This window comes from Streptomyces sp. CA-181903, from assembly GCF_050937075.1.
Lineage (GTDB): Bacteria > Actinomycetota > Actinomycetes > Streptomycetales > Streptomycetaceae > Streptomyces.
Genome location: NZ_JBNJLY010000001.1, coordinates 6530803 through 6555528 on the forward strand (window position 1 = coordinate 6530803; position 24726 = coordinate 6555528).

20 protein-coding genes are annotated in these 24726 nt (G+C 75.0%); 11 read left to right on the top strand and 9 right to left on the bottom strand.

What is annotated here, in order from left to right; all coding sequences use genetic code 11:
* Positions 1-258 precede the first annotated feature (258 nt).
* From ACQEVS_RS29015 to ACQEVS_RS29025, 3 genes are read right to left on the bottom strand one after another with little or no spacing between them, the layout of a single operon-like run.
* Positions 259-1374: an enolase C-terminal domain-like protein gene (locus ACQEVS_RS29015; protein ID WP_433027991.1), complete on the bottom strand. Its 1116-nt coding sequence runs from the start codon at positions 1372-1374 to the stop codon at positions 259-261.
* Positions 1375-1407: 33 nt separating this feature from the next.
* Positions 1408-3207, bottom strand: coding sequence for a thiamine pyrophosphate-requiring protein (locus ACQEVS_RS29020; protein WP_433025254.1), 1800 nt, complete (start codon positions 3205-3207; stop codon positions 1408-1410).
* A 26-nt stretch (positions 3208-3233) separates the two neighbouring features.
* Complete coding sequence (locus ACQEVS_RS29025) at positions 3234-4220, bottom strand: TIGR03557 family F420-dependent LLM class oxidoreductase (RefSeq protein ID WP_433027994.1); 987 nt, start codon at positions 4218-4220, stop codon at positions 3234-3236.
* Positions 4221-4353: 133 nt separating this feature from the next.
* On the opposite strand from ACQEVS_RS29025, the gene ACQEVS_RS29030 reads away from it, so the two are divergent.
* The 3 genes from ACQEVS_RS29030 (at position 4354) to ACQEVS_RS29040 (ending at position 7828) form a co-directional block, all read left to right on the top strand.
* Complete coding sequence (locus ACQEVS_RS29030) at positions 4354-5136, top strand: phosphotransferase enzyme family protein (protein ID WP_433025257.1); 783 nt, start codon at positions 4354-4356, stop codon at positions 5134-5136.
* 285 nt (positions 5137-5421) lie between these two features.
* Complete coding sequence (locus tag ACQEVS_RS29035; protein ID WP_433025260.1) at positions 5422-6678, top strand: GH25 family lysozyme; 1257 nt, start codon at positions 5422-5424, stop codon at positions 6676-6678.
* Between the two features lie 442 nt (positions 6679-7120).
* Positions 7121-7828 carry an SDR family NAD(P)-dependent oxidoreductase gene (locus tag ACQEVS_RS29040; RefSeq protein ID WP_433025263.1) on the top strand — a complete coding sequence of 236 codons (708 nt, stop codon included), beginning with the start codon at positions 7121-7123 and terminating at the stop codon, positions 7826-7828.
* Positions 7829-7964: 136 nt separating this feature from the next.
* Here ACQEVS_RS29040 and ACQEVS_RS29045 read toward each other — a convergent pair whose 3' ends face one another.
* The gene (locus ACQEVS_RS29045) at positions 7965-9353 is read right to left on the bottom strand and encodes an MFS transporter (protein WP_433025266.1); all 1389 of its coding nucleotides are present in this window, start codon (positions 9351-9353) and stop codon (positions 7965-7967) included.
* Between the two features lie 18 nt (positions 9354-9371).
* Complete coding sequence (locus ACQEVS_RS29050) at positions 9372-11573, bottom strand: MMPL family transporter (protein ID WP_433025268.1); 2202 nt, start codon at positions 11571-11573, stop codon at positions 9372-9374.
* 111 nt (positions 11574-11684) lie between these two features.
* On the opposite strand from ACQEVS_RS29050, the gene ACQEVS_RS29055 reads away from it, so the two are divergent.
* Entirely contained in the window at positions 11685-12359 is a 675-nt protein-coding gene (locus ACQEVS_RS29055) for a TetR/AcrR family transcriptional regulator (protein ID WP_433025271.1), read from the top strand.
* Here the strand turns inward: ACQEVS_RS29055 and ACQEVS_RS29060 are convergent.
* The 3 genes from ACQEVS_RS29060 to hemH are packed head-to-tail and all read right to left on the bottom strand — an operon-like array spanning position 12317 to position 15703.
* Positions 12317-12871: an L-2-amino-thiazoline-4-carboxylic acid hydrolase gene (locus tag ACQEVS_RS29060; RefSeq protein ID WP_433025274.1), complete on the bottom strand. Its 555-nt coding sequence runs from the start codon at positions 12869-12871 to the stop codon at positions 12317-12319. The two genes, ACQEVS_RS29055 and ACQEVS_RS29060, sit on opposite strands and share 43 nt — an antisense overlap.
* Complete coding sequence (hemG, locus tag ACQEVS_RS29065; protein WP_433025277.1) at positions 12795-14597, bottom strand: protoporphyrinogen oxidase; 1803 nt, start codon at positions 14595-14597, stop codon at positions 12795-12797. The genes ACQEVS_RS29060 and hemG overlap by 77 nt, the downstream gene beginning before the upstream one ends.
* On the bottom strand, positions 14594-15703 hold the full coding sequence (hemH, locus tag ACQEVS_RS29070) for a ferrochelatase (protein WP_433025280.1): 1110 nt from the start codon (positions 15701-15703) through the stop codon (positions 14594-14596). The genes hemG and hemH overlap by 4 nt, the downstream gene beginning before the upstream one ends.
* A 122-nt stretch (positions 15704-15825) precedes the next feature.
* Between hemH and hemE the strand changes: the two genes are divergently transcribed.
* The 7 genes from hemE (at position 15826) to ACQEVS_RS29105 (ending at position 23705) form a co-directional block, all read left to right on the top strand.
* Entirely contained in the window at positions 15826-16995 is a 1170-nt protein-coding gene (hemE, locus tag ACQEVS_RS29075; protein ID WP_433025283.1) for a uroporphyrinogen decarboxylase, read from the top strand.
* Positions 16992-17966, top strand: coding sequence for an oxygen-dependent coproporphyrinogen oxidase (gene hemF / locus ACQEVS_RS29080; RefSeq protein WP_433025286.1), 975 nt, complete (start codon positions 16992-16994; stop codon positions 17964-17966). Before hemE ends, hemF begins: the two co-directional genes overlap by 4 nt.
* Positions 17963-19768: a glutamyl-tRNA reductase gene (locus tag ACQEVS_RS29085; protein ID WP_433025289.1), complete on the top strand. Its 1806-nt coding sequence runs from the start codon at positions 17963-17965 to the stop codon at positions 19766-19768. Before hemF ends, ACQEVS_RS29085 begins: the two co-directional genes overlap by 4 nt.
* Positions 19765-20733, top strand: a complete 969-nt coding sequence (gene hemC / locus ACQEVS_RS29090; RefSeq protein WP_433025292.1) for a hydroxymethylbilane synthase — start codon at positions 19765-19767, stop codon at positions 20731-20733. The genes ACQEVS_RS29085 and hemC overlap by 4 nt, the downstream gene beginning before the upstream one ends.
* A 135-nt stretch (positions 20734-20868) precedes the next feature.
* A complete protein-coding gene (gene hemB / locus ACQEVS_RS29095; RefSeq protein ID WP_433025295.1) occupies positions 20869-21942 on the top strand; it encodes a porphobilinogen synthase in 1074 nt (357 codons plus the stop codon).
* A gap of 303 nt (positions 21943-22245) precedes the next feature.
* Positions 22246-22923 carry an ABC transporter ATP-binding protein gene (locus tag ACQEVS_RS29100; protein WP_433025298.1) on the top strand — a complete coding sequence of 226 codons (678 nt, stop codon included), beginning with the start codon at positions 22246-22248 and terminating at the stop codon, positions 22921-22923.
* A gap of 2 nt (positions 22924-22925) precedes the next feature.
* Positions 22926-23705 carry an ABC transporter permease gene (locus ACQEVS_RS29105; RefSeq protein ID WP_433025301.1) on the top strand — a complete coding sequence of 260 codons (780 nt, stop codon included), beginning with the start codon at positions 22926-22928 and terminating at the stop codon, positions 23703-23705.
* Between the two features lie 318 nt (positions 23706-24023).
* On the opposite strand, the gene ACQEVS_RS29110 is transcribed toward ACQEVS_RS29105, so the two are convergent.
* A complete protein-coding gene (locus tag ACQEVS_RS29110) occupies positions 24024-24701 on the bottom strand; it encodes a hypothetical protein (protein WP_433025304.1) in 678 nt (225 codons plus the stop codon).
* Positions 24702-24726 lie beyond the last annotated feature (25 nt).

Consider the following 24726-nt stretch of genomic DNA (forward strand, 5'->3'; position numbering starts at 1 on the left):
GGTCGTGGCGTTCTCCACCGCGACCTCCGACGCCAGTTGCGAGGCGAGTGACGACTTGGGGGCCAGGGGGGACGCGGTGATCGGGGAACGGCGGGGAATCAGGGGGGATTTGGCCACCAAGGATGTCTTCGAGCTCAGGGAAGCGGCGGCGCCGCGCTCACGGAACATGCGCAAAGGTCCTTCCTCAGGAACGAAAGCGGAAAAGGCAAAGCGGAAAAGACAGGCACGAGACAGGCACGAGACACTGGAGGGCGTTCCTCACAGGACGCGGTACGGGCTCGCCTCCGCCCGGCGGAAGGTCATCCCGTGCCCGGGGGCGCCGTCGGCCCCGGGCCGAATCGTTCCGCCGGTCGGGTCCAGGGCTCCCGAGAACAGCGTCGACTCGATCCGCACGTGGTCGTGGAACCACTCCAGATGGCGCAGGTTGGGCACGCACGCCGCCGCGTGGGCGTGCGCGTGGGGCGCGCAGTGCCCCGAGATCTCCAGGCCGTGCGCCTGGGCGACCGCCGCCGCCCGCAGCCAGCCGGTCAGCCCGCCGCAGCGGGTGGCGTCCGCCTGGAGGCAGTCGACCACCCGGGCCAGCCGGCCGAAGTAGGCCGGGTCGTACCCGTACTCGCCCGCGGCGACGTCGCAGCGGCACTGGTCGCGGACGACCGCCAGGCCCTCCAGGTCGTCGGAGGACACCGGCTCCTCGAACCAGGCCACGCCCAGTTCGGCCAGCGCCCCGCCGACGCGTACCGCCTGCTTGCGGCTGTACGCGCCGTTGGCGTCCACGTACAGGGCGGTCTCCGGGCCGATGGTCTCCCGCGCGTGCCGCACGCGTTCGAGGTCCCGGTGGACCTCCCGGCCCCACGACTCACCGATCTTGATCTTGACGCGGCCGATGCCGTGCCCCCGCACCCAGGTGTCCAGCTGCATCGCCATGTGCGTGTCGTGGTACGTGGTGAAGCCGCCGGACCCGTACACCGGCACGTCCTCCACGACCGCGCCGATCAGCCGGACCAGCGGCAACCCCAGCAGCCGGGCCTTGAGGTCCCACAGCGCGATGTCCACCGCCGACACCGCGCACCCCAGCAGCCCCTGCCGTCCCGCGTTGCGGACGGCCCGGACCATCGCCTCGTTGGCGCCGGCGACGTCCATGGCCGCGCGCCCCACGACGAGGTCGGCCAGCAGCCCGGTGACGGCCGCGCCCGCCTCCGCGGGGGCGTACGTCCAGCCGGTGCCGGTCACCCCGTCGCAGTGCGCCTCCACGACCACGATCGTGGTGGCGTCCCAGGCGAGGGTGCCGTCGGCCTCGGGGGCGTCGGCCGGGACGGTGAAGGCCGCCACTTCCAGGCCGTCGATCCGTCCGCCGGGCTTGCCGTCATCGCCCATCCCGCCGGGCTTGCCGTCACTGCCCATCGCCCGTCAGGACTCCTTCTTGTGCCGGTGCGGCAGGAACTCCTGGACCTTCGCCTTGATGCCCTGCCGCACCATCCCGGCCCGGTCCGTGTCGCCCTTGATGATCGACTTGGCCGTCGCCTCGATCTGGTCCCAGTCCGCGTGCGGCGGGATCGGCGGCACCGCCGGGTCCGTCACGAACTCCACCACCGCGGGCCCCTGCGCGGCCAACGCCTCGCGCCACGCCGGCCCGACGTCCTCCGGCTTCTCCACCTTGATGCCCGTCAGCCCGATCGACCGGGCGAACTCCGCGTACGGCACGTCCGGCAGCTGCTGGGACGGCAGGAACTGCGGCGAACCGCTCATCGCCCGCATCTCCCAGGTGACCTGGTTGAGGTCGTGGTTGTTCCACACCCCCACCACCAGCCGCGGATCCTCCCACTCCGACCGGTACTTGGCGATCGTGATCAGCTCGGCCAGCCCGTTCATCTGCATCGCCCCGTCGCCCACCAGCGCCACCACCGGCCGCTCCGGGTGGGCGAACTTGGCGCCGATCGCGTACGGCACACCGCTGCCCATGGTGGCCAGGGTGCCGGACAGCGAACCGCGCATCGGCGGCCGCATGCTCACGTGCCGCGCGTACCAGTTGGCCACCGAGCCCGAGTCGCAGGTGACGATCGCGTCGGCCGGCAGCAGCGGCGACAGCTCCCGCGCCACGTACTCCGGGTTGACGGGATCGGCGCTCACCGCCGCCCGGCTGTCCATCACCTTCTTCCAGCGCGCCACGTCCCCCTCCACCTTCCGCTGCCAGTCGCGGTCGGTGGAGCGCCGCAGCAGGGGGATCAGGCGCTGGAGGGTGGCGCGCGCGTCGCCGATGAGGTTGACCTCGTACGGGTAGCGCAGCCCGGCCATGTGCGGGTCCAGCTCGATCTGCACGGCCCGCGCGGAGCCGAACTCCGGGAGGAACTGGGAGTAGGGGAAGTTGGAGCCGATGGTCAGCAGCGTGTCGCAGTCGCGCATCAGCTCGTACGACGGGCGGGTGCCCAGCAGGCCGATCGAGCCCGTCACGTACGGCAGGTCGTCGCTGAGCACGTCGAGACCCAGCAGGGCCTTGGCGACGCCGGCCCCCAGCAGGTCCGCGACCTGCTCCACCTCGGCCCGGGCCCCGGCCGCGCCCTGCCCGACCAGGATCGCCGTCTTGTGCCCGGAGTTGAGCACCTCCGCGGCCCGCTCCAGGGCCTCGTCCGACGGGGCCGCCTGCCAGTCGCTGTGGTCGAGGCTGGACGGCACCATCTTGAACGCGTGCCCCGGCGCGCTGTACGGCAGCTCCTGGACGTCGGCGTGCACGATCACCGCCGTCGGCGCCCGCCGGCCCAGCGCCGTGCGCGCCGCCCGGTCCAGGACGTTGGGCAGCTGCTCCGGGACGGTGACGGTCTCCACGAAGTCCGAGGCCACGTCCTTGAGCAGGGTGTGCAGGTCCACCTCCTGCTGGTACGCGCCGCCCATCGCGGTCCGCGCGGTCTGGCCCACGATCGCCAGCACCGGGACGTGGTCGAGCTTGGCGTCGTAGAGGCCGTTGAGCAGATGGATGGCGCCCGGGCCCGAGGTGGCGACGCAGACCCCCAGCCGGCCGCTGAACTTGGCGTACCCGACGGCCTCGAAGGCCGCCATCTCCTCGTGCCGCGCCTGGATGAAGCGCGGCTGGTCGCCCGCCCGCTCCCAGGCCGCCAACAGTCCGTTGATCCCGTCGCCGGGATAGCCGAAGACCCGCTCCACGCCCCATTCGCGCAGCCGGGCCAGGATGTGGTCGGAGACCTTCTCAGCCACTGTGTTCCTCTCCGCTCAGTGTCCGCTCAGCCCGCCCGGCCCGCCTCGTCGGCGAGCCGGGGCAGTACCTCGGTCCGGTAGAAGTCGAAGAAGCCCCGCTGGTCGGGGCCGATCTGGTTGACGTGGACCCGGTCGAAACCGGCGTCCGCGTACGCCCGCAGCGCCGCCACGTGCTCCTCGGGGTCGTTCCCGCAGGTCACCGCCTGAGCCACCCGGTCGGGGGTGACGAGCTCCGCCGCCTGCTCGAAGTGGGCCGGGGTCGGCAGCACCTGGTTCAGCTCGCCCGGCAGCTGCTCCACCGCCCACAGCCGGTGCGCGGTGCGCAGCGCCTCGTCCCGGTCGGGGCCCCAGCACACCTTGACGCCGCCGTACACCGGCTTGCCCGCGCCGCCGGCCCGCCGGAAGCGGTCGACCGCCTCCGCGTCCGGGCTCATGGTGATCAGCCCGTCGCCGCACCGGCCCGCCACCTCGGTGGCCGCCGGACCGAACGCCGAGACGTCGATGGGCACCGGCTCGTCCGGAAGGGTGTACAGGCGGGCGTTCTCGACGGTGTAGTGCCGCCCGGCGTGGCTGACCTGACCGCCGTCGAACAGCAGCCGCATCACCCGGACGGCCTCCTCCAGCATCTCCAGCCGGACCGCCGCCCGCGGCCACGGGCCGCCCAGGACGTGCTCGTTGAGCGCCTCGCCGCTGCCCACCCCCAGCCGGAACCGGCCGGGCCCCAGCAGGGCGGCGCTGGTCGCCGCCGCGTGCGCGGTGACGACCGGGTGCATCCGCACGGTCGGACAGGTGACGGCGGTCTCGACGGGCAGGGAGACCGCCTTCGCCAGCGCCCCGATCACCGACCAGACGAACGGGCTGTGCCCCTGCTCGCCGGTCCACGGATGGAAGTGGTCGGAGATCCACAGCGAGGTGAACCCGGCGTCCTCGGCCATCCGGGCCTGCTCGACGAGGTCCGCGGGGGAGTGCTCCTCACAGGCCAGGAAGTAGCCGTACTCGGTGAGGGGGGCCAGGGGGCCATGGGGCGGACACTCCCTCCTCGTCCGGGACCGGTGTGCTCAGACCGGACGGGTAACCCGGCGGTGCCGTGCCGAAACCTCGCCTCCGGCGGCGGTTGCGGCCACCCGGTGGCGAAGAATCGCTCCCATGACCCATCACGACGAGCTGCCGCTGACCGGCGGGAACGTCAGCGGGGGCGTCGTCCGCGCCGGCGACACCGTCCGCCGCCCCACCGGCCCCTGGACCCCCGCCGTCCACGCCCTCCTCACCCATCTGCACGCGGCCGGCTTCACCGCCGCGCCGCGCCCGCTCGGCATCGACGACCGGGGCCGCGAGGTCCTCACGTACATGCCGGGCGACGTCGTCTGGCCCGACCGGTTCGCCCTCCTCGACCCCGAGGCGCGGCTGGCCCGGGTGGGACGGACCGTCCGCGCGTTCCACGACGCCGTCCGGGACTTCACCCCGCCGCCGGACGCCCGCTGGCGGACCCTCGTCCCCGCCGACGGCGCCGAGATCATCGCCCACCACGACCTCGCCCCCTGGAACCTGGTGATCGACGGCGACGCCGGCTGGGCCTTCATCGACTGGGACACCGCCGCGCCCGGCACCCGCCTCGGGGACCTCGCCTACGCCGCGCACGGCTTCGTCCCGCTCACCGACCGGCCCGGCCTGCGGCGCACCGACGCCGCGCGCCGCCTGCGGGTCCTCGTCGACGCCTACGGCCTCGACGAGCCGGAACGCCGCCGCCTGGTCCCCCTCCTGGCCCTGCGCGCCCGCGCGATGTACGACTTCCTGCGCGACCGCGCCGCCCTCGGCGAACAGCCCTGGGCCCGGATGTGGGCCGAGGGGCACGGCGACGTCTGGCGCGCCGACGCCGAGTACACGGAGCGGCGGGCGGCGGAGTGGGAGCAGGCGCTGCTGGACGGGTGACGACGGCGAGAGGAAGCACGGGTGACGACGGCGAGAGGAAGCGGGGCGCGCGCCGTCGGAACCCTCCCCGCCGGATCCTCCCCGGCGGAAAGATGCCCGGAACGAGGCATTCCCCTGGCCTGCGCACGTCGCTACGATCCCGGTCACCCTGCTCACCCCCCGGGCGGCCGCGGCACCGGGCCGTTCCGCGCGTACCGCACCCGGTCGGGGACGGACCGGAGGCGCCGTCCGCGGACGGCGCGGACGACCCCGGCCGGACGGGCCCGCATCCCTCGGGAGCCTGTGATGAACTCCCCGTTCCGGGCGCTGCCTTCGGATCCGCGGTCACGCCGCCGCGCCGTCGTTCTCGTCCACCTCCTGCTCGGCGCCCTCGCCCAGCCGGCGGCGGCGCGGGCGGAGGCCCCTGTTCCGCCGGTCACCGGCGGGGAGGCGCGCCACCACGCCGGATCGAGCCTGCCGGAGCCGTCGTCCGGATCGGCGGCCCCGGCGCCGGCCGCCGTGCGGGGGCTCGACGTCAGCGCGTACCAGGGGGACGTGGACTGGTCCGCCGCCGTCGCGGCGGGGGCCTCCTTCGCCTATGTGAAGGCGACCGAGGGGCTGACCTACCGCAACGCGTTCTTCACCCGGCAGTACGACGGCGCCGCCGACGCCGGACTGGTGCACGGCGCCTACCATTTCGCCCGGCCCGACTCCTCGGACGGCGCCGCCCAGGCCGACGCCTTCCTCGCCGCCGGCGGGGGCTGGCAGGCCGACGGGCGGACGCTGCCCGGGGCCCTCGACGTCGAGGGCTACCCCGACGCCGGCGTCCCCGCCTGCTACGGGCTGGACCCGGCCGCCATGACCGCCTGGATCCACGCCTTCGCCGACCGGTACCGGGAGCGGACCGGCCGCCACCCGGCCCTCTACACCAACGTCTCCTGGTGGGCCCGGTGCACGGGAGGCTCCCGGGACTTCGGCACCACGCTCCCTCTGTGGGTCGCCAACCACAGCGGCACCGCCCACCCCCTGCCCGCCGGCTGGTCCACGTACGCGATCTGGCAGACCTCGGACCGCGGCCCGCTCCCCGGCGATCAGGACGTCTTCAACGGATCGCTCCAGGACCTCCGTTCCTTCGCCGACGGCGCCTACACCCCGCCCCCGACGGCCGGTTGGCCGCTGTCGGCCCAGGGGCAGCGCGGCCCGCAGGTGACCGCGGCCCAGTACCTGCTGAACGCCCGGGGCGCCACCCTGGTCCCGGACGGCGTGTTCGGCCCCGCCACCCGGGACGCCGTCACCACCTTCCAGCGCTCGGCCGGCCTCGACGCGGACGGCGTCATCGGCCCGAAGACCTGGCAGGCCCTGATCCTGACCGTCCGCTCCGGCTCCACCGGCCCCGCCGTCCGGGCGGTCCAGCACCTCCTCGTCGCCCACGGCTCCGCCCTGGACGTCGACGGCGTCTTCGGGCCGGGCACCCGCGACGCGGTCGTCGCCTACCAGACGGCCTGGCACCTGGACGCCGACGGCGTGGTGGGCCCGGCGACGTGGCAGGCGCTGCTGTCGTGAGGCGGACCGCCGGGGCGGGGCGGACGCTGGGCCAAGCGGGCGGCATCCGGCCTGCCCTGAGCTCGGTGCCATGGTGCGCGGCCGGCGCCGGCGACGGGCCGTCGGGTGTGCCGTGGCCAGGGGCGGGACGTGTCACGGGCCGGGCCTACGGCTCAGTGGGCGCCGTGCTCGTCCGAGGTGCCCATGGAGCATCAGGCGGGTGAGGCAGGTCGCGGCATGTCTGGCACGGGCGTGACGCCGGGGAACTCGTTCACCCGCTGACCCGGGGCGTGTGGCGGGCCGAACCGAGGGCCGCCGGCCGTCGTGCCGCGTGAGGACCACGTCCAGGGCCGCAGCCCGCCCGGGCGCCGGGCCTCACTCACTTACGCGGGACGACGGCATAGCGTGCTGCCCGGGTCCAGACCGTCCGCGTAGGGCCAGACCGTCCGCATAGGGAGAGAACATGAACACCGCCGCACCGGTATCGCTGGTCACGGGCGCCAACCGGGGAATCGGCCGGGAGACTGCGCGTCAGCTCGCCGCGCTCGGTCACACCGTCCTGCTGTGCGCCCGCCGCCGGGAGGACGCCGAACGGGCCGTCGCCGACCTGGCTCCCGGAGTGCCCGGCACGCTGCTGCCCCGCCGGCTCGACGTGACCGACGTCGACGGCGTCCGTACCCTCGCCCGCGGCGTGGAGGAGGAGTTCGGGCACCTCGACGTCCTCGTCAACAACGCCGCCGTCAACTACGACACCGCCCGGCACGCCGCCTCCGTCGACCTCGACGAGGTTCGGCGCACCCTGGAGACCAACCTCTTCGGCGCCTGGCACACCGCGCAGGCGTTCCTGCCGCTGCTGCGCCGCTCGGCCCACCCCCGCCTGGTGAACGTCTCCAGCGAGTCCGGATCCCTGGAGCACATGTCCGGCGGGACCCCGGCCTATGGAGTCTCGAAGGCGGCTCTCAACGCCCTCACCCGCAAGCTCGCCGACGAACTGCGTGCCGAGCGGATCCTGGTGAACGCCGTCAGCCCGGGCTGGATCGCCACCGACATGGGCGGCCCGGGCGGCGGACCCGTCGAGCCGGGTGCCGCCAGTGTCGTCTGGGCCGCCACCCTGCCGGATTCCGGCCCCACCGGCGGCTTCTTCCGGCACGGCGAACCCCTGCCCTGGTAGGCGGCCCGTGCCGGCCGGCTGTCGTGCCCGGCGGCGCGCCCTCGGGTCCGGCCGGACGGGCGCGCGCACCCGGGGAGGTGAGGGGGAGCCGCCCGTGAAACCCTCCGGGTTCGCCGGGCCCCGTCCCGCGCCGCGTTCAGTCCTCCGCCCCACCACCCCCGCCACCCGTCGGCGTCTGCCGGAACCACCGCGCGGCCAGCACCGCCCCCGCCGTCGCCAGGACCGCGCCGCCGGTGAGGGCTGTGCGCAGGTGTGCGGTGGTGACGCCGTCGTGGAAGGCCAGGCCCGCTAGGGCCGTTCCGCAGGCCGCGCCGGCCAGGCGGCCGAAGGAGAGGTGGGAGGAGGCGCGGCCGTGCAGGCGCCGGGGGACGGAGTTGAGGGCCGCGCGGGACGTCGAGGGGAACAGCAGGCCGAGGCCCGCGCCGAGGAGGACGCCGCCGGGCAGCAGCCAGAGGCCGTGCGGCGCGGTACCGGGCAGGGCGTACGCGCCGCAGGCCGCCGCGCAGGCGAGGAAGCCGGCGGTCGCCGGGAGCCGTTCGCCGTGCCGGTCGGTGAGCCGGCCGGCCACCGGTCCCGCCGCGCCGATGCAGACGGCGACCACCATGGGGGCGAGCGCCGCCCGCAGGACGCCGTAGCCCGCCGCGTGCTGGAGGTACTGCTCGACGAGGTAGAACGAGCCGATCATCACCGCGAACGTGAGGGCGGCCACGGCGGACGCGCCGCGTACGGCGCCCATCGACGGCCGCCCGCCCGGGAGCGCCGCCCCCGGCACCGGCGCCCCCGGCACCGGCGCCCCGGGTCCCGGTGTCGCTGTGCCCGCCACTGCGGGCTCCTCCGACACCGGCATCGCGGGCCCCGTCGTCCCCGGCACCGCCGGCTCCTCCGACGCCGCCGCCCCCGGTGCCCCCCGGCGGCCGTCCGTCGGCGGCCGTGCCCAGCGGGCGACGCACACCGCCGGCGCGAGGCCCAGCGGAAGCAGCGCCCACCAGTTGGCGCGCCACCCCCACGCCTCCGTGAGCACCCCGCCCAGTAGCGGACCCACCAGGTTGGACAGCCCCGAGGCCGCGCCCCAGATGCCCAACGCGGTGCCCCGCCGTTCCGCCGGGAAGCCCGACACCGCCCCGGCCAGCGCCGCCGGGCTCGCCAGTCCGGCGCCCGCGCCCTGGAGCACCCGGGAGCCGACGAGCAGCCCGAACGACCCCGCCAGCGCGCCTGTCAGGGTGCCCGCGCAGAACACCGCCAGCCCGGCCAGGGCCACCGCGCCGGGGCCGAACCGGTCCACCAGCCGCCCGCCCGGGAACAACCCCACCGCGTACACCGCGAAGTACGTGGTCATCAGCCACGCGGCGGTCCCCGCGGAGACGTCGAACGCCGAACCGACCGACGGCAGCGCGACGGCGACGATCGTCCCGTCGGCCTGGAGCAGCGCGGCGATGGCGGTGTAGACGGCGAGCCGGGTCCAGGCGGTGCGCGGCACGGCGGGACGCCGCACACCGGCGCCCGTCGCGCCCGCGGTATCGGTCATGCCGGGTCAACTCCCTTGTCAGTCGGCCGGATCCGGACCCACTGTCGCCGTGCGCCGCGCGGGCCACCACGCCTTCTCGCCCAGCAGCCAGGTGACCGCCGGCACCAGCACCACCCGCACCAGGACGGTGTCGAGCAGCACGCCCAGCGCCACCGTGAAGCCGAGCTGGAAGAGCATCACCAGCGGCAGGATCATCAGGATCGAGAAGGTGCCCGCCAGCACCAGGCCCGCGCTGGTGATCACCGATCCGGTGCTGAGCAGGGCGGTGCGCACGGCGGTGCGGGTGTCGTGGGCGCGGGCGTCCTCCCGGACCCGCGCCATGAGGAAGATGTTGTAGTCGACGCCCAGCGCGACCAGGAAGAGGAACGCGAACGTCGGCATCACCGGGTTGACGCCGTGCTGCCCCAGCAGGTCGCGGAAGACGTACATCGAGATGCCGAGCGCCCCGAAGAACGACACGACGACCGTGGCGATCAGGTACAACGGCGCGATCACCGCCCGCAGCAACGCCACCAGCACCAGCATGATGATGGCCAGGATCAGTGGCACCAGGATCCGCAGGTCGCGGTCGGCGGCGTGCTTGGTGTCGAGCTGCACCGCCGGGTCGCCGCCCACCAACGCCCGTACCCCTGAGGGGAGTCCGGAGGACAGCGTGTGCCGGACGTCGGCGACGCGGTCGAGCCCCTTCGCGTCGTACGGGTCGGTGTCGAGGACGACTTGGAGCCGTCCCGCCCGGCCGTCCTCCGACCGGACGGGCTGGGGCGCGACGGAGGCGATGTCCGGCACCGAGCGCACCCGGTCGGCGGCCCCGGCGAGGTCGGCGCCGGACAGCGGGCCGTCGGTGCGTTCCACGACGACCGTCAGGGGCGCGGCGGTCCCGGCGGGGAAGGCGTCGGAGAGGGTGCGGTAGCCGTCGGCGGACGACGTCGGTTCGCGGAAGGCGTGCAGCAGGCTCATGTCGTCGACGGACCGGGTCAGCCCGGTCGCGCCCGCCGCGAAGAACAGCAGCGTCGCGGCCGTCGCCCACCACGGCCGGCGGAACACCGCCCGCGCCGTGCGCTCCCAGGTTCGGCCCACCGCCCCGGCCTTCCGCGGGCCTTCACCGGTGGCCCGGGCGGCGCGGCGCAGCAGGGCGCGCGGGCCGATCAGCGCCAGCAGCGCGGGCATCAGCGTGAACGTGGACAGCAGCACGCTCGCGGTGCCGATGATGCCGACCGGGCCGAGCACGCGGGTGGAGCCGAGGTCGGCGGCGAAGAGGGCGGACAGCGAGGCCATCACCGTCAGGCCGCTGAAGAAGACGGTGGGCCACACCCGCCGCACGGCGCGGCGCAGGGCGGGCCAGGCGGCGGACGGGTCCGCCGCCAGCTCCTCCTGGTAACGGGCCGTCATCAGCAGGCAGTAGTCGGTGCCGGCGCCGAACATCAGGATCAGCATCAGCGACGTGGCCTGGCTGTTGATGAGCAGCCCGGCGTGTGCGGCCAGCGCGTAGACGATCCCGGCGGCCAGGACGTAGGCGAAGCTCACCACGACGAGCGGGACGAACGCCAGCAGCGGGGAGCGGTAGACGATCAGGAGGAGGACGAGGACCAGGACCGCCGTCGCCGCCAGCAGCCGGAAGTCGACGTCGCTGAAGATGGCGATGGCGTCCGCGCTGATCCCGGCCGGGCCGGTGACGTCCGTGGTGACGCCCGAGGGCGGGTGGAGGGCGTCGCGCAGCGCGTCGACGGTCTCGCGGACCTTCTTCCCGCCCGTGGCGGTCACCGGGACGACCGTCACGGCCACCGAGCCGTCCGCCGAGACCAGTCCGGGCACGGGCCGGCCGTCGGCGGTGAAGGGGGCGACGGGCGTGCGGGTGCCGGGGACGGCGTGCAGCCGCGCGGCCTCGGCGACCACCGCGCCGCGATCGGCGGCGGTCAGCCCGCCGGGGCGGTGCCGGACGACCAGGGCCGGGCGGGTGTCGCCGTCGGGGAAGCGGTCCTTGAGGAACCGCGACACCTCGGCGGACGGCGCCGAACCGGGCAGGAACGCGGCGGCGTTGTTGCTCGTGACGCTCTGCAACTTGCCCTGGAACGGGCTCAGTACGCCGGCGAGCAGCAGCCAGCCGGCCACCACCAGCCAGAGGAGCAGGCGCGGCCGGGCGCCGGAGGAGGGTGGTGCGGGGGGTTCGGTGCCGCGGTCGGACCTGCTCCTCTGACGCCCGGCCTTCGCTTCGCTACGCACTGCATCACCGCATTCGGGGTCTAATCTGGGGCCTCGGCTCCGGGGCCTCAACAGTCCCGCCAGATAGTAGACCAAGCGCCAACGCTTAGACACATTGTCCAAGGAGAGTGAGTGGACACCGAACGACCCGATGCGGCGGCCGGCCGTTCCGGTTCCGGATGGAACCGGATGGTCGCCCTGCACAAAGAACAACTGCGCGCCGCCATCGGGGAGGCCGCGGTGCAGATCGCGGCCGAGCAGGGCCTGGCCGGCACCACCATGTCGAAGATCGCGGAACGGGCCGGCGTCTCCCGGGCCACCGCCTACAACTACTTCAAGGACGTCGAGCACGTCCTGCTGTCGGTGGTGAGCGACGAGGTCGACCGCTTCTACGGGCGGCTGCGCGAGCGCCTGGACGGCGTGCACGGCCCCCGGGCCCGGCTGGAGGCGTTCCTGACGGCCCACCTGGAGTACTTCGCGCGGCCCGAACGCCGGTCCGGCGCCCTGCAGTTGCAGGCCCTCGGCATCAGCCCCACCATACGGGAGCGGATGGCCGCCCACACCGACCGGCTGCGCGCCCTCCTCTCCGAGGTGCTGGAGGACGGCCGGGCCGAAGGCGTCTTCGACGAGCGGGTCAGCCCCGGCCGGCACGCCGAACTCCTGATGCACCTGCTGTCGGCCGCCCGCGGCCAGGTGCTCAAGGGCGACGTGCCGGTGGAGACGCTCGCCGCCGACCTGCTGCTGCTCGTCGAGTCCGGGCTGTGTCAGGACGGCCCTTCCGGGACGTCCGGGCGGGGGCGCGCGTAACGGAAGACGCAGACGTGGTGCCCGTCCGTCTGCCGGCGCAGGCTCCCGGCGGACATCTCGGGGAAGGCCCGCCGGGTGGCCTCGAAGTCCAGCTCGCAGAGGACGGGCCGCGGCTCGCTCAGCCCGAGGTCCTCGGCCGCGGTCAGGCACATGCAGGTGCGGCACACCTCCATGACCACGTCCTCGTCGTCGGTGGAGACGTCGATCGCCTCCTCCAGGAACCCCATGGCCGCGAACCGGGGGAGGGCCTTGCCGAACCCCTCGGCGAGTGAACACCCCGTGATCAGCGGCCCCATCCGGGCCGCCTGGCGCTCGGGATACCCGTCGAGCAGCACCTCCCGCGCCTCCTCCGGGCCGCGCTCCGCCTCCAGTTCGAGGTAGCGGCGCAGACGGTCGCCGAGCATCCGGCGCGTCTGCGCCCGCTTGTCGGCCCCGTCACCGTCCCCGGCGGCCGGGGTGGCCGGTCCGGTCGGACCGGCCGGTGCCGAGGGGGCCTGGGTCGTGTCGGTCACGCTGCTTCTCCTCGTGTCGGGGGAGGGGCTGGTGGGGTTCCTGGTACGGGTGCGCGGGGCCGCCCCCCGGGTCGCCGGGCGGGGACGGCGGCCCGGACGGCCGGTCTTCCGGCGCGCGGGCGGGTTCGCCCCGCGAGCCGTCGTGCACGCCCGGGGGTACGTACCGTGAGGCCGGTGCGGGGGGCCGTTCGGCGGTCAAGGTCCGTTCCGGGGGCGGGGTGGGGGCCGTGGGCCGCTCGTCGGTGCCCGGCCGGCCCGGGGCCCGGGACGGCCCTCCGGCGGAGGCGGTCGTCGCCGCCGCGCCCAGCGCGGCCAGCACCTCGTTCGCCGCCCGGCGCGCGTCGCGGACGCACTCGTTGACCGCGACGCCGTGGTACGCGCTGCCCGCCAGGTGCAGACCGGGCACACCGGCGACCGCGTCCAGCAGCGCCCGTACCCGCGCGCCGTGGCCCGGCGCGTACTGCGGGATCGCTTCGGGCCAGACGTGGTCGTGCCGGAACTCCGGCCCCGCCGCCGGGCCGAACAGCGCGGTGACGTCGCGGTGCACCGCGGCCACCGCCTCGTCCGCGTCCAGCTCCGCGAAGCCGGGGTCCTCGGCGCCGCCCGCGAAGGCGCGCAGCAGGACGCCGTCCGGCGGCGCGCAGTCGGGGAAGACGACGGACGCGTGGACGACGCCGAGGATCCGCGTGGGCTCCGGCGGTACCGTCAGATAGCCGAAGCCGCGCGGCAGGACGGCCAGATCGCGCCGCCGGTAGCCGACGGACACCACGCGCACCGGCGCGTACCGCACGCCCGCCAACATCCCTGCGGCGCGCGGCAGATGCGGCGCCAGCAGCCGCGCGGCGGCGGGGGCGGGCACGGTGACGACGACGTGGTCGGCGCGGAGAGGCGGGTGGCCCGCCGTCTCCACCAGCCAGCCGCCCGCCGGCCCGGGCGCGGGCCGCAGGGCGGTCACCGGCCGTCCCGTGCGCAGCCGTTCGCCGAGCCGCCGCGTCAGCGCGTCCACCAGCACCCGCATGCCACCGTCGGCGAAGCCGGTCAGCCGAGGCGGCGGGCCCGCGCGGCCCGCGGCGCGGAGCAGCCGGCCGCGCAGGGCGGCCAGCAGCAGGCTGCCGCGGTCGCGTTCGAGCGCCCTGATCCGGGGGAAGGCCGCGTCCAGGCTCGTCGTCCAGGGGTCGCCGGAGGTGACGCCGTGCACCAGCGGCGCCGCCAGCAGGGCGGCGGCCCGGGGTCCGAACCGCCGCGTGAGGAAGGCGTAAACGGTCTCCTCGCCGCCCGCCCGGCGGACCAGCGGCTCGGCCAGGACGCGGGCCTTCGCCGCGGGCCCCAGCAGCGGGCTGACGGCGAAGGAGGCGGCGCCGAGCGGCAGTGGCAGCAGCCGGCCGCCGCGCAGCAGGAACCGTTCCCGGGCGGCGTCCGCGGCCGGCCGCAGCCGGGGGCCGAGGCCCAGGGAGTCGGCCAGGGTGCGGGCGTCGGCGCCGTTGTCGAGGAAGCCGTTGGGGCCCAGGTCGACGGTGTAGCCGTCCGCCCGGTGGCGGGCGATCTTCCCGCCGGCGACGGGCTCGGACTCCAGGACCGTCACCTCCGCGCCGGGGAGCGCGGAGAGCAGCTCGAAGGCGGCGGTCAGTCCGGTGATGCCGCCACCGACGACGGCGACGCGCGGGCGTGCCGCCGCCCCGGTTACGGCGCCGCGTCCGGTGGTCGCGGCGCCGTGCGCGGCGGTCATGGCGTCGCGTCCGGGGCCGAAGTCGGCTCGGCCCGAACGGGGTTGAGGATCTCCCGGCACGCCGGATCCGCGCACCCCGCGCAGCGCAGCCCGAACTGCGGTCCGCAGGGGGCCCCGGCGGCCAGATGGTCGGCGACCACCTGGGCCATGGCGTCCAGGAAGAGCGGGTCGTCATTGGGCGCGGGCGCCCGCCGGAACCGCGTGACACCGGCTTCCTCGGCGGCCTCCGCGAACTCGACGTCTATTTCCGATAGCGTATCCAGATGGTCGGTGGTGAAAATGATTCCCACTATCAGGATATTGCGCCGCCCCTGTTTTCCGAGGGATCGAATCACGGATTCCGTGTTCGGGCCCTGCCATGTCACCGGGCCCACATCGGCCTGAAAACACAGCACGTGCTCCTGGCGGTCGCCGAGCTCCCGCATCACATCGCGAACGGTTCCCGCCACTTCCTGAAGATAAGGGTCCCCTTTGTTGATCACGCGTTGCGGAAGCGAGTGCGCGCTGAACAGCACCACGACGTCGTCCCGCTCGGATTCCGGGAATTCGGCCAGCCCTTCGCGCACCTTCGCCGCCATGGCCTGCACATACGCCGGATGTGTCGACCACCGGTCGACGACGCTCCACCGGAAGGCGGCGTCCAGCCGCAGCCGCCGGGCGGACGCCCACAGGTCGTGCAGGCTGGAACCGGTGGTCGAACAGGAGTACTGCGGGTACTGCGGGAACGCCACGACGCGCCGCACCCCGTCCGCCGCCATCCGGCGCAGCGCCTGCGCACTGCTCGGCTCGGTGTAGCGGAAGGCCAGGTAGAAGCGGTGCGGCGCGGTCTGCGGGCTGAGTACGTCGAGCCGCTTGACCAGCCCCTCACCCTGACGGACCGTCCAGTCGTACAGCGGGGAGCCGCCGCCGATGCCGGCGTAGACCCTCTCCAGCCGAGGGGTGCGCAACCGGGCGATCAGCGGGCCCAGAGTGGACTGCGCGGGGAGCTGGATGATCTCCCGGTCACTGAACAGGGAGTGCAGAAAAGGGCCGACCTCGCGCAGCGTACGCGGTCCGCCCAGGTTCATCAGGACGACGCCGGTAGGGCTCGGATTCTCATGTTCCATATATCGTCCACCCCCAATCAAGGGGCGATCCTAGACTCGCCCTTGACACTCAAACAAGGCCCCTAACAGACTGGCCGAGGCATGAATTCGGAACTCTGAATAACGGGGGCTGAGCTTCCGGGATGAGTATTTTCCTCGACGCCGCCTCGGGTAAGGACACCCGGCGCGCGCCCATATGGATCATGCGGCAAGCAGGCCGATACCTGCCCGAATACAACGCACTCAAAGAGCGCTACGGCTTCTGGGAGATGTGCCGTGATCCCGAGGTCGCGGCCGAGATCACCATGCTGCCCCTGCGGCGGTTTTCCCTGGACGCGGCGATCCTTTTCAGCGACATCATGACGCCGCTCGCCGACATGGGAGTGGAGATCGAATTCGCCCCCGGACCGGTGATCACCCGGCCGGTGCGCACCCTCGCCGACGTCCGGCGGCTGCGGGTGCCGGGGCCCGGGGAAACGGCGCCCTTCGTCGCCGACGCCGTCCGCGCCGTGCGCGAGCGCTGCCACGTACCGTTGATCGGCTTCGCCGGCGCGCCGCTCACCCTGGCCACCTATCTGGTGGACGCGGGCGGGGCCGGTGACGGCCACGCCGGCTTCCGGGTCTGGCTGCACGCCCAACCCGAGGCCGCCAGGCTGCTGTTGGACCGGCTCACCGACGTCACCATCCGCTACCTGCGCATGCAGATCACCGCCGGGGCCCAGGCCGTGCAGCTCTTCGACAGCTGGGCCGGCTCCCACGAACCCGCCGTGTACGCGGAGTTCGGGCTGCCGTACACCCGGCGGGTGCTGGCCGCCCTGGACGACCTCGCGGTCCCGCGCATCCACTTCGCGGTCGGCGCCCACCACCTGCTCGACCGGTTCGCGGAGCTGCCCGCCGAGGTCGTCGGCGTCGACTGGCGGACCCCGCTGTCCGCCGCCCGCCGGGCGCTGCCCGGCCGGACCCTGCAGGGCAACCTCGACCCGGCCGTCCTCGTCCACCGCCCCGCGGCCCTGGCCGGCCGGGCACGGGCCGTGCTCCGGGAGGGCCTGGGCGGCCCGCACATCTTCAACCTCGGGCACGGCATCCGCCCGGACACGCCCATCGGGCACGTCCAGCGCCTCATCGAGACCGTGCACGGGTTCGACCGGCACACGGAGGCCGGCGAGGACGCGGAGGTGGGTGTGCGTGCGGAGGCGGGCGCGGACGGGGAGACGGCTCAGCGCGCGGACGCGGGTGCGTACACGGACGCGGGCATGGACGCGTCGGCCGCGGACGGAACAGCCGGCGACGACGGAAAGGGGGTGCCCGCATGACGACCCGACGGGACCAGGCGCTGGCGCTGATGCTCGACGCGCAGGCCGCGCTGATACGGGCCCTGGAGGAGTGCGACGGCGAGGGCGAGGGCGACGGCCGCTCCCGGTTCACCGCCCACGACTGGGAGCGGCCCGGCGGCGGGGGCGGCTGGGCCCGCGTCCTGGAGGGCGGCGCCGTGTTCGAACGGGCCGGCGTCAACGTGTCGGCCGTCCACGGCGACCGGGTACCCGACGCCATCACCGACCGCCACGACATCGCCCCCGACGCCGGCTTCTTCGCCACCGGCCTGTCCACCGTCCTCCACCCGCGCAACCCGTGGGTGCCCGCCTTCCACGCCAACTTCCGTTACTTCGAGGTGAGTTCGGGAGACGACGGACCGGGCGGCGCCGCGCACGACGTCTGGTGGTTCGGCGGCGGCGCCGACATGACGCCCTCCTACGGCTTCGAGGACGACGCCCGGCACCTGCACCGCACCCTGAAGGACTGCTGCGACGCCTACGACCCGGACTTCTACGCCCGGGCCAAGGAGAACTGCGACGCCTACTTCTACCTGCCCCACCGGCGGGAGACGCGTGGCGTCGGCGGCATCTTCTTCGACCACCTGCGCCCCGGCGGCCCGGACGGCTGGGACCGAGCCTTCCGCTTCGTCGCCCGCGGGCTGGGCGCCCTCGCCCCCGCCTACTTACCGATAGTCCGCCGGCGCGCGCACACCCCGTACGGCGAACGCGAGCGGCGCTGGCAGCTCCTGCGCCGGGGCCGGTACGTCGAGTTCAACCTCCTCCACGACCGCGGCACCCGGTTCGGCCTGGAGAGCCGCGGCAACACCGAGGCCATCCTGATGTCCCTGCCGCCCACGGCCTCCTGGGGCTTCGACCTCACGCCGGAACCCGGCAGCGAGGAGGAGCGGCTGGCCGAGTTCCTGCGGCCCCGCGACTGGCTGGCGGCCGGCACGGTCGGGGCGGCGCGATGACCGTTCTCGTCACCGGCCTCAGCCACCACACCGCCGCGCACCCGGTGCTGGAACGTTTCGCGCTGACGCACTCCCAGGCTGCCGCGCTGCTGGGCCTGCTGGCCCGCTCCCCGGACCCCGCCGAGGCCGTCGTTCTCGCCACCTGCAACCGCGTCGAGGTCTACCTCGAATCCGACCGCCCCGACCGTGCCGCCGACGAGGCCGTCCGCGCCCTCGCCGAGACCACCGGCGCCCCCGCCGCCGACGTCCGCCCCCTGCTCTACACCCACCGGGGCCCCGACGCCGTCGCGCACCTGTTCCGCGTCGTCAGCGGCCTGGACTCGATGGCACTCGGCGAACCCCAGATCCGCGGCCAGGTCCGCGCCGCCTACCGCCTCGCCACCGACCACGGAACGACGGGACCGGTCCTCCACGACCTCTTCCAACACGCCTTGCGCACCGGCAAACGCGTCGAGACCACCACGGGCGTCGCCCACGCCGCCGCCGACCTGGTCGGCGTGGCCCTCGCCGCCGCGACGGACCTCCTCGGCCCGCTCCCCGCCCAGCCGACGGTGATCGTCGGCGCCGGAGCCCTCGGCTCCCTGACGGTGGCCGCGCTGCGGCGGGGCGGGTCCGGGGCGGCGGGGGAGCCCCTGGGCCCGGCGGCCGCCCAGCCGTCCGAGGGCGCCGGAAGTGCCCTGCCCGGCACGGCACTCGGGGCGGCCGAGGACACGAAGACGTCCCGTGCCGCCGCCGTCGCCGACAGCTCCGGCGCGGCCGCGGCCGGAACGAGCGGCATGCCCGTCGGAGCGGCTGAAGCGGTGGCGCCCGGGGCCGTCGGAGGCGCCGGAAGAGCCGAGCCGGTCACGGCCGACGAGCGCGCCGGGAAGACCGACGCGGCCGGGGGCGCCGGGAACGCCCTGACTCCTGGGCCATGGGGTACGGCCGAGTGCCCGGGGGCTTCCCGTGCGGCCGTCGCCGACGGATCTGCCCGGGACGTGAGACCGCTCGGGGCCGACGAGGCGTCCGGGTGGACGGCGGCGGCCGGGTCCGCCGAGGCCGCGCGCGGCGCCCGTTCCGCCGGGAGCACCCGGGCGGCCGGACCCGCACGGGCAGCCGCAGGCACCGCCGGCGGAATCGTCGTCGTCAACCGCGGCCGGGAGGCCGCCGAGCGGCTCGCCGGGCGGTACGGGGTCCGGGCCGCCGGGCTGGACGAGCTGCCCGCGCTGCTCGGGCGCGCCGGGCTCGTCGTCGCGGCGACCGGCGCCGGTACGCCGGTGATCACCGCGGAGCTCGTCGCCGCCGCCCGTGCCGGCGGGCCAGGGCACCCGCTCGTCCTCGTGGACCTCTCGCTGCCGCGCAACGTCGAACCGGCCGCCGCCCGGCAGCCCGGCGTCCGGCTGGTCGACCTGGCCGGCCTGGAGGCCCGGCTGAAGGAGGCGTCGGCGCGGGTGCCGGTGGACGAGGCGCAGCGCATCGTCGCCGAGGAGACGGCCGCGTTCCTGGCCGGACGCCACCTGGCCACCGTGACCCCGCTCATCGTCGCCATGCGCAACAACGTCCTGTCCATCGCCGAGGCGGAGGTCGACCGGCTGCTCGGGCGCACCCCGGCCCTGGCCGACCACGTACGCGGCGAGGTCGCGCGCACCGCCCGCCGCATCGCCGAGAAGATCGTCCACCGGCCGACCGTCCGCGTGAGGGAGATGGCCGCGCAGCCGGACGGGCACGCCTACGTGGCCGTCGTCCACGACCTGTTCGGCGGGCCGGACCAGCCCGCGCCACCCGGCCCGGCGGCCGGCCCGGCCGGAAGGGAGACGCCATGACACCGGGGACCCCGGCCACGTACCACCACGCGGCGGCGGGCCGCGGCGGCGCCGTCGGACGCACCACACTCCGCATGGGCACCCGGCGCAGCGCCCTCGCCCTGGCCCAGTCGTCCGCGTTCGCCCGCGACCTCGAACAGGCCACCGGCGTCCGGGTGGAGACCGTCGGCATCACCACCGAGGGCGACACCAACAGCGCGCCCCTGACCGCCATGGGCGGCACCGGCGTCTTCGTGCAGGCGGTACGCGCCGCCCTGCGCGCCGGCGACATCGACTTCGCCGTCCACTCCTACAAGGACCTGCCCACCGCCGGGCCGTCGGACGTCGTGGTCGCCGCCGTCCCCGTCCGCGAGGACCCGCGCGACGCCCTCGTCACCGCCGACAAACGTCCGCTGTCCCGGTTGCCGGCCGGCGCCCGGGTCGGCACCGGCTCACCCCGCCGGGCCGGCCAGCTCGCCGCACTGTGCCCCGGGCTCGTGGTGGTGCCTTTGCGCGGCAACGTCGACACCCGGCTGGGGCGGGTGCGGGACGGCCGGCTGGACGCGGTCGTCCTCGCCGCGGCGGGGCTGGCGCGGCTCGGGAGGCTCGGAGAGGCGGCGGAGCTGTTCGCTCCGGACCGGGTGGTGCCCGCCCCCGCGCAGGGGGCGCTCGCCGTCGAGTGCCGGGCCGACGACGCGGCGCTCGTGCGGGTGCTCGGGTCGCTGGACGACGTGGTGACGCGGGCGGCGGTCGACGCCGAACGGGCCGTGCTGGCCGAACTGGAGGCGGGGTGCAGCGCTCCGGTCGGGGCGCACGCTCGGCCGGTGGGCCGGGTTCTCGACCTGTGCGCCGTCATCACCGCTACGGACGGGTGCCGGCGCACCTTCCGCCGGGCCGAGGCGCCCCTCGATCCGGCCGGCGCCGCGTCGGCGGGGCGTGAGCTCGCTCGGGCGTTGCGCAAGGAGCACGAGCGCGGGGCGCGGTAGGGGAGCCCCGGTCCCTCCCCCAGAGGGGGGACCCCCACTTCGCCGTTTCCTGGGGCTGCGCCCCAGACCCCGCTTGTCGCGGCTTCGCCGCTCGTCCTCAAGCGCCGGACGGGCTGACATCAGCCCGTCCTGGGGGTGCGGGGGCGCAGCCCTCGCAGAAACGGTGAAAGGGCGGGACCGGGGCACACCCCCCAACCCACACCCCACCGCGCCACAGAAGCGACCACCAGGAGTCTCAGTGACGAACCCCACCGCCCCCGCCGCCTCCGCCGCACCCCCGCCCTGCGCGACCTCGTCGCCGGCACCGGCTGGCACCCCGCCCAACTGGTCCTCCCCCTGTTCGTCAAGGAGGGGATCGCCGAGCCCGCCCCGATCGGCGCCATGCCCGGCGTGGTGCAGCACACCCTGCCGTCGCTCCGCAAGGCGGCGCGGGAGGCAGTGGCCGCCGGGGTGGGCGGGCTGATGGTGTTCGCCGTGCCGGAGCGCAAGGACGCCGTCGGGTCGGCGGCGCTCGATCCGGACGGGATACTGCAGCGGGCGCTGCGCGAGGTGGCCGACGAGGTCGGGGACGCGGCCGTGGTGATGAGCGACGTCTGCCTCGACGAGTTCACCGACCACGGCCACTGCGGCGTCCTCACGCCCGACGGCCGGGTGGACAACGACGCCACCGTGGAGCGCTACGCCGCCATGGCCGTGTTGCACGCCGAGGCGGGCGCCCACTGCGTCGGGCTGAGCGGCATGATGGACGGCCAAGTGGCCGCCGTACGCGCCGCGTTGGACGGTGCGGGGCGGCAGGAGACGGCGATCCTCGCCTATACCGCCAAGTACACGTCCGCCTTCTACGGCCCCTTCCGCGACGCCGTCGAATGCGACCTGCGCGGCGACCGCGCCACCTACCAGATGGACCCGCGCAACCGCACCGAGGCGCTGCGCGAACTCGCGCTGGACGAGGCGGAGGGCGCCGACCTGGTCATGGTAAAGCCCGCCCTCTGCTACCTGGACGTCCTGCGGGCGGTCGCCGACCACGCGCGCGTCCCGGTGGCCGCGTACCAGGTGTCCGGCGAGTACGCGATGGTGGAGGCCGCGGCGGCCCGCGGCTGGATCGACCGGGAACGGGCCATCGCCGAGACCCTTACCGCCGTCCGCCGGGCCGGGGCCGACGTCGTCCTCACGTACTGGGCGGTGGAGGCCGCCCGCCGCATGGGGTGACCGGGCGACACCGCCGCGCCGCGTCGCTGTGACGCCACGCCACGGTGATGCCGCGTCCCCGCGTCCCCGTAACGCTGTGGTGCGCCTCCCGAATCCCGCCGGCGCACCGCCCATCGGGCGATTCCCGGTGGAATCCGCCGCACGCGCAGCCCGCCGGGGAGCGGCCGCCGGTAAGGATGGGCGGGCCCCTTGTCGTCGCTCCGCCGCCCGGCCGAGGAGACCGCGTGCCCCAGCCGGACCCGCCCCAGCCGGATGACCCGCCCCAGCCGGACCCGTTCCGGACGCGCATCCCCCGGGACGGCCGTGGCTGACGCCCCCGCCCCCGCGCCCCCCGCCCCCACGCCGCTCGTGCTGCGCGTCCGCGGCGTGCGCAAGGCGTACGGCCGCCACCCCGTACTGCGCGGGATCGACCTCGACCTGCCGGCCGGGTGCATGGCCGGGGTCGTCGGCGAGAACGGCTCGGGGAAGACGACGCTGCTCCGCGTCCTCGCCGGCCAGGCCAGGCCGGACCGGGGGACGGTCGAGTGCCCAGGGCCCATCGGCTACTGCCCGCAGGAGACGGTCCTCAACCCGGCGTTCACCGTGGACCAGCACCTGGAGCTGTTCCACGTCGCGTACCGCCTCCCCGACCCGCGCCGCGCGGACGAGCTGCTGGACGCGCTGCGGTTCACCGCCTACCGCCGCCACCGCGTCGGCGCCCTCAGCGGCGGCACCCGGCAGAAGCTCAACCTCGTCCTCGCCCTGATGCACGACCCGCCGCTGCTCCTCCTCGACGAGCCGTACCAGGGCTTCGACTGGGAGTCATACCAGCGCTTTTGGGAGCTGGCCGGTGAACTCCGCGCCGCCGGGCGGTCGTTCCTCGTCGTCTCGCACATCGCCTACGACACCGCCCGCTTCGACCGGCTCTGGCGGCTGGAGGACGGCCGGCTGGCCGACGGCGGAAGGCCCGGGCCCGGAGCCGGCCCGGCGGCGGAGGGGTGACGGTGCGGCCCACCGCCTGGACGTACTTCTCCACCGCGGCCCGGTTCGCGCTGCTCGAACACGTCCGCAACCGGCTCGCCCTCGTCCTCGTCGTCGTGTTCGTGCCGCTGTGGATCTCCCTCGGGCACGCGGTCGTCGACAGCCACGTGGTGCGCTTCACGCTGCGCGCCACGCACGGGCCGGTCACCGCGCACGGCAACGACCTCGGCAACATCACGGGCGCCCTCAACGCGGTCACGCTCATCGTCGGCTTCATGATGTTCTCGGTGACGTTCAAGGCGGGCGGCTTCGACCGGCGGCTGGCGATGGCCGGTTATCCGCGCCGCCACCTGCTCGCCGCCAAGTTCGCCGCGCTCGTCGTCGTCGCGGTCGTGACCTGCGCGTACGCGACGTTCTCGGTCTGCCTCTACTGGTCGCCCCGGCGGCCCTGGCTGCTCGCGCTGGCCCTGGCCTGCGGGGCGCTGACCTACGGCGGTCTGGGCGTGATGCTCGGCGCCCTGCTCCGCAGCGAACTGGCGGGCATGCTCGTGATCATCATGACCAGCATCATCGACGCCGGTCTGCAGAGCCCGCTGGCCAACCCGGTCGCGGACGACGACGCCATCCGTTACCTGCCGTCGTTCGGCGCCATGCAGGTCGCCACGACCGCCGGCTTCCGCGACGCGGTCCCGCTGCCTTATCTCCTCCTCGGCCCCCTGTGGTTCGGGGGCGCGATCCTGGTGGCGGCCCTGGCGTTCCACTTCCACACGCGCGACCGCCGGAACACCTTCCCGGACGGGTGAGGGGAGGCGCTCGGGCCACGGGCCGCGATCCGGGCTCCCTCCATTCGACGTGAGCCGGCGGCGGTGAGTGACGACAGGGGCCCGGTCTGCCCCTCACCGCCGGTCCCGCGCCCACCGGCTGACGGTACGCCGCCCGGGTGCGCGGACGCCTCTCCGGCCTCACACCCTGGACGGCCACCCTGCCGACACCAGGCGGACGCGCGCCGCGGCGTGGCCGAGCCCGGACCGGCCGTCACCCCGCGCGGGCGTCACCCCGCATGGCCGCCGGCCCGCACTGCGGGGGCCCCGCTCGTCCCGTCGTCGCCGCGCCGGTCGTGCTCACGCCCCGACGGGCTCCCCGGGCAGCGGCGCGCCGACGGCCAGGTCCGTGTCCAGCCGGGCCGTCAGCTCCTCCGCGAGGGCGGGCACATGACGGGCCGCCCACCGCTCGACGAGGCCGATGAAGCTACGCAGATCGTCCCGCGCCGACCGCAGGATGCCGGGCAGTTCCGCGACCGGTATCCCGACGGGCCGGGTGGGAGGTGGCTCGGCCGCGAACCCGCCGTCGGGCCAGAGCCGGACCGTCCCGTCAGTGAGCTCCACGCGCGGCGTCGGGTCATGGCCCAGCCAGGGCACCTCGCCGTCCGCCACCACGCCCAGCCAGTCACGCCAGTCCGCCAATCCGCAGCAGCAGCCGGGGCTCACGGTGACCCCGAGGCCGGTGTGGTGCAAGCGCAGGCCGCCGTCGACGGTGATCTGCTCCTCCGCGAGCATCCGGCGGACGAGGGCGGCGGCGTCCGGCGCGGGCGCGTCGTCGTCCGACGCCCCGACGGTGTGCCGGGCCAGGGCCGCCACCGCGCTGCCGACCTCGTCCGGCGTCATCCGGTCGGACAGGGCGAGCGGCCGGTACGGAGGGAGGGCGGCCACCGGCCAGAGGGTGAAATCGGTGGTGTCCGCGGTCTCCAGGACGACGTCGACGATCAGCATGAGGACAGTCTCCACGTCCTCGTGGCGCATACGCCCGCCCTTTTCCGGTGGCGGG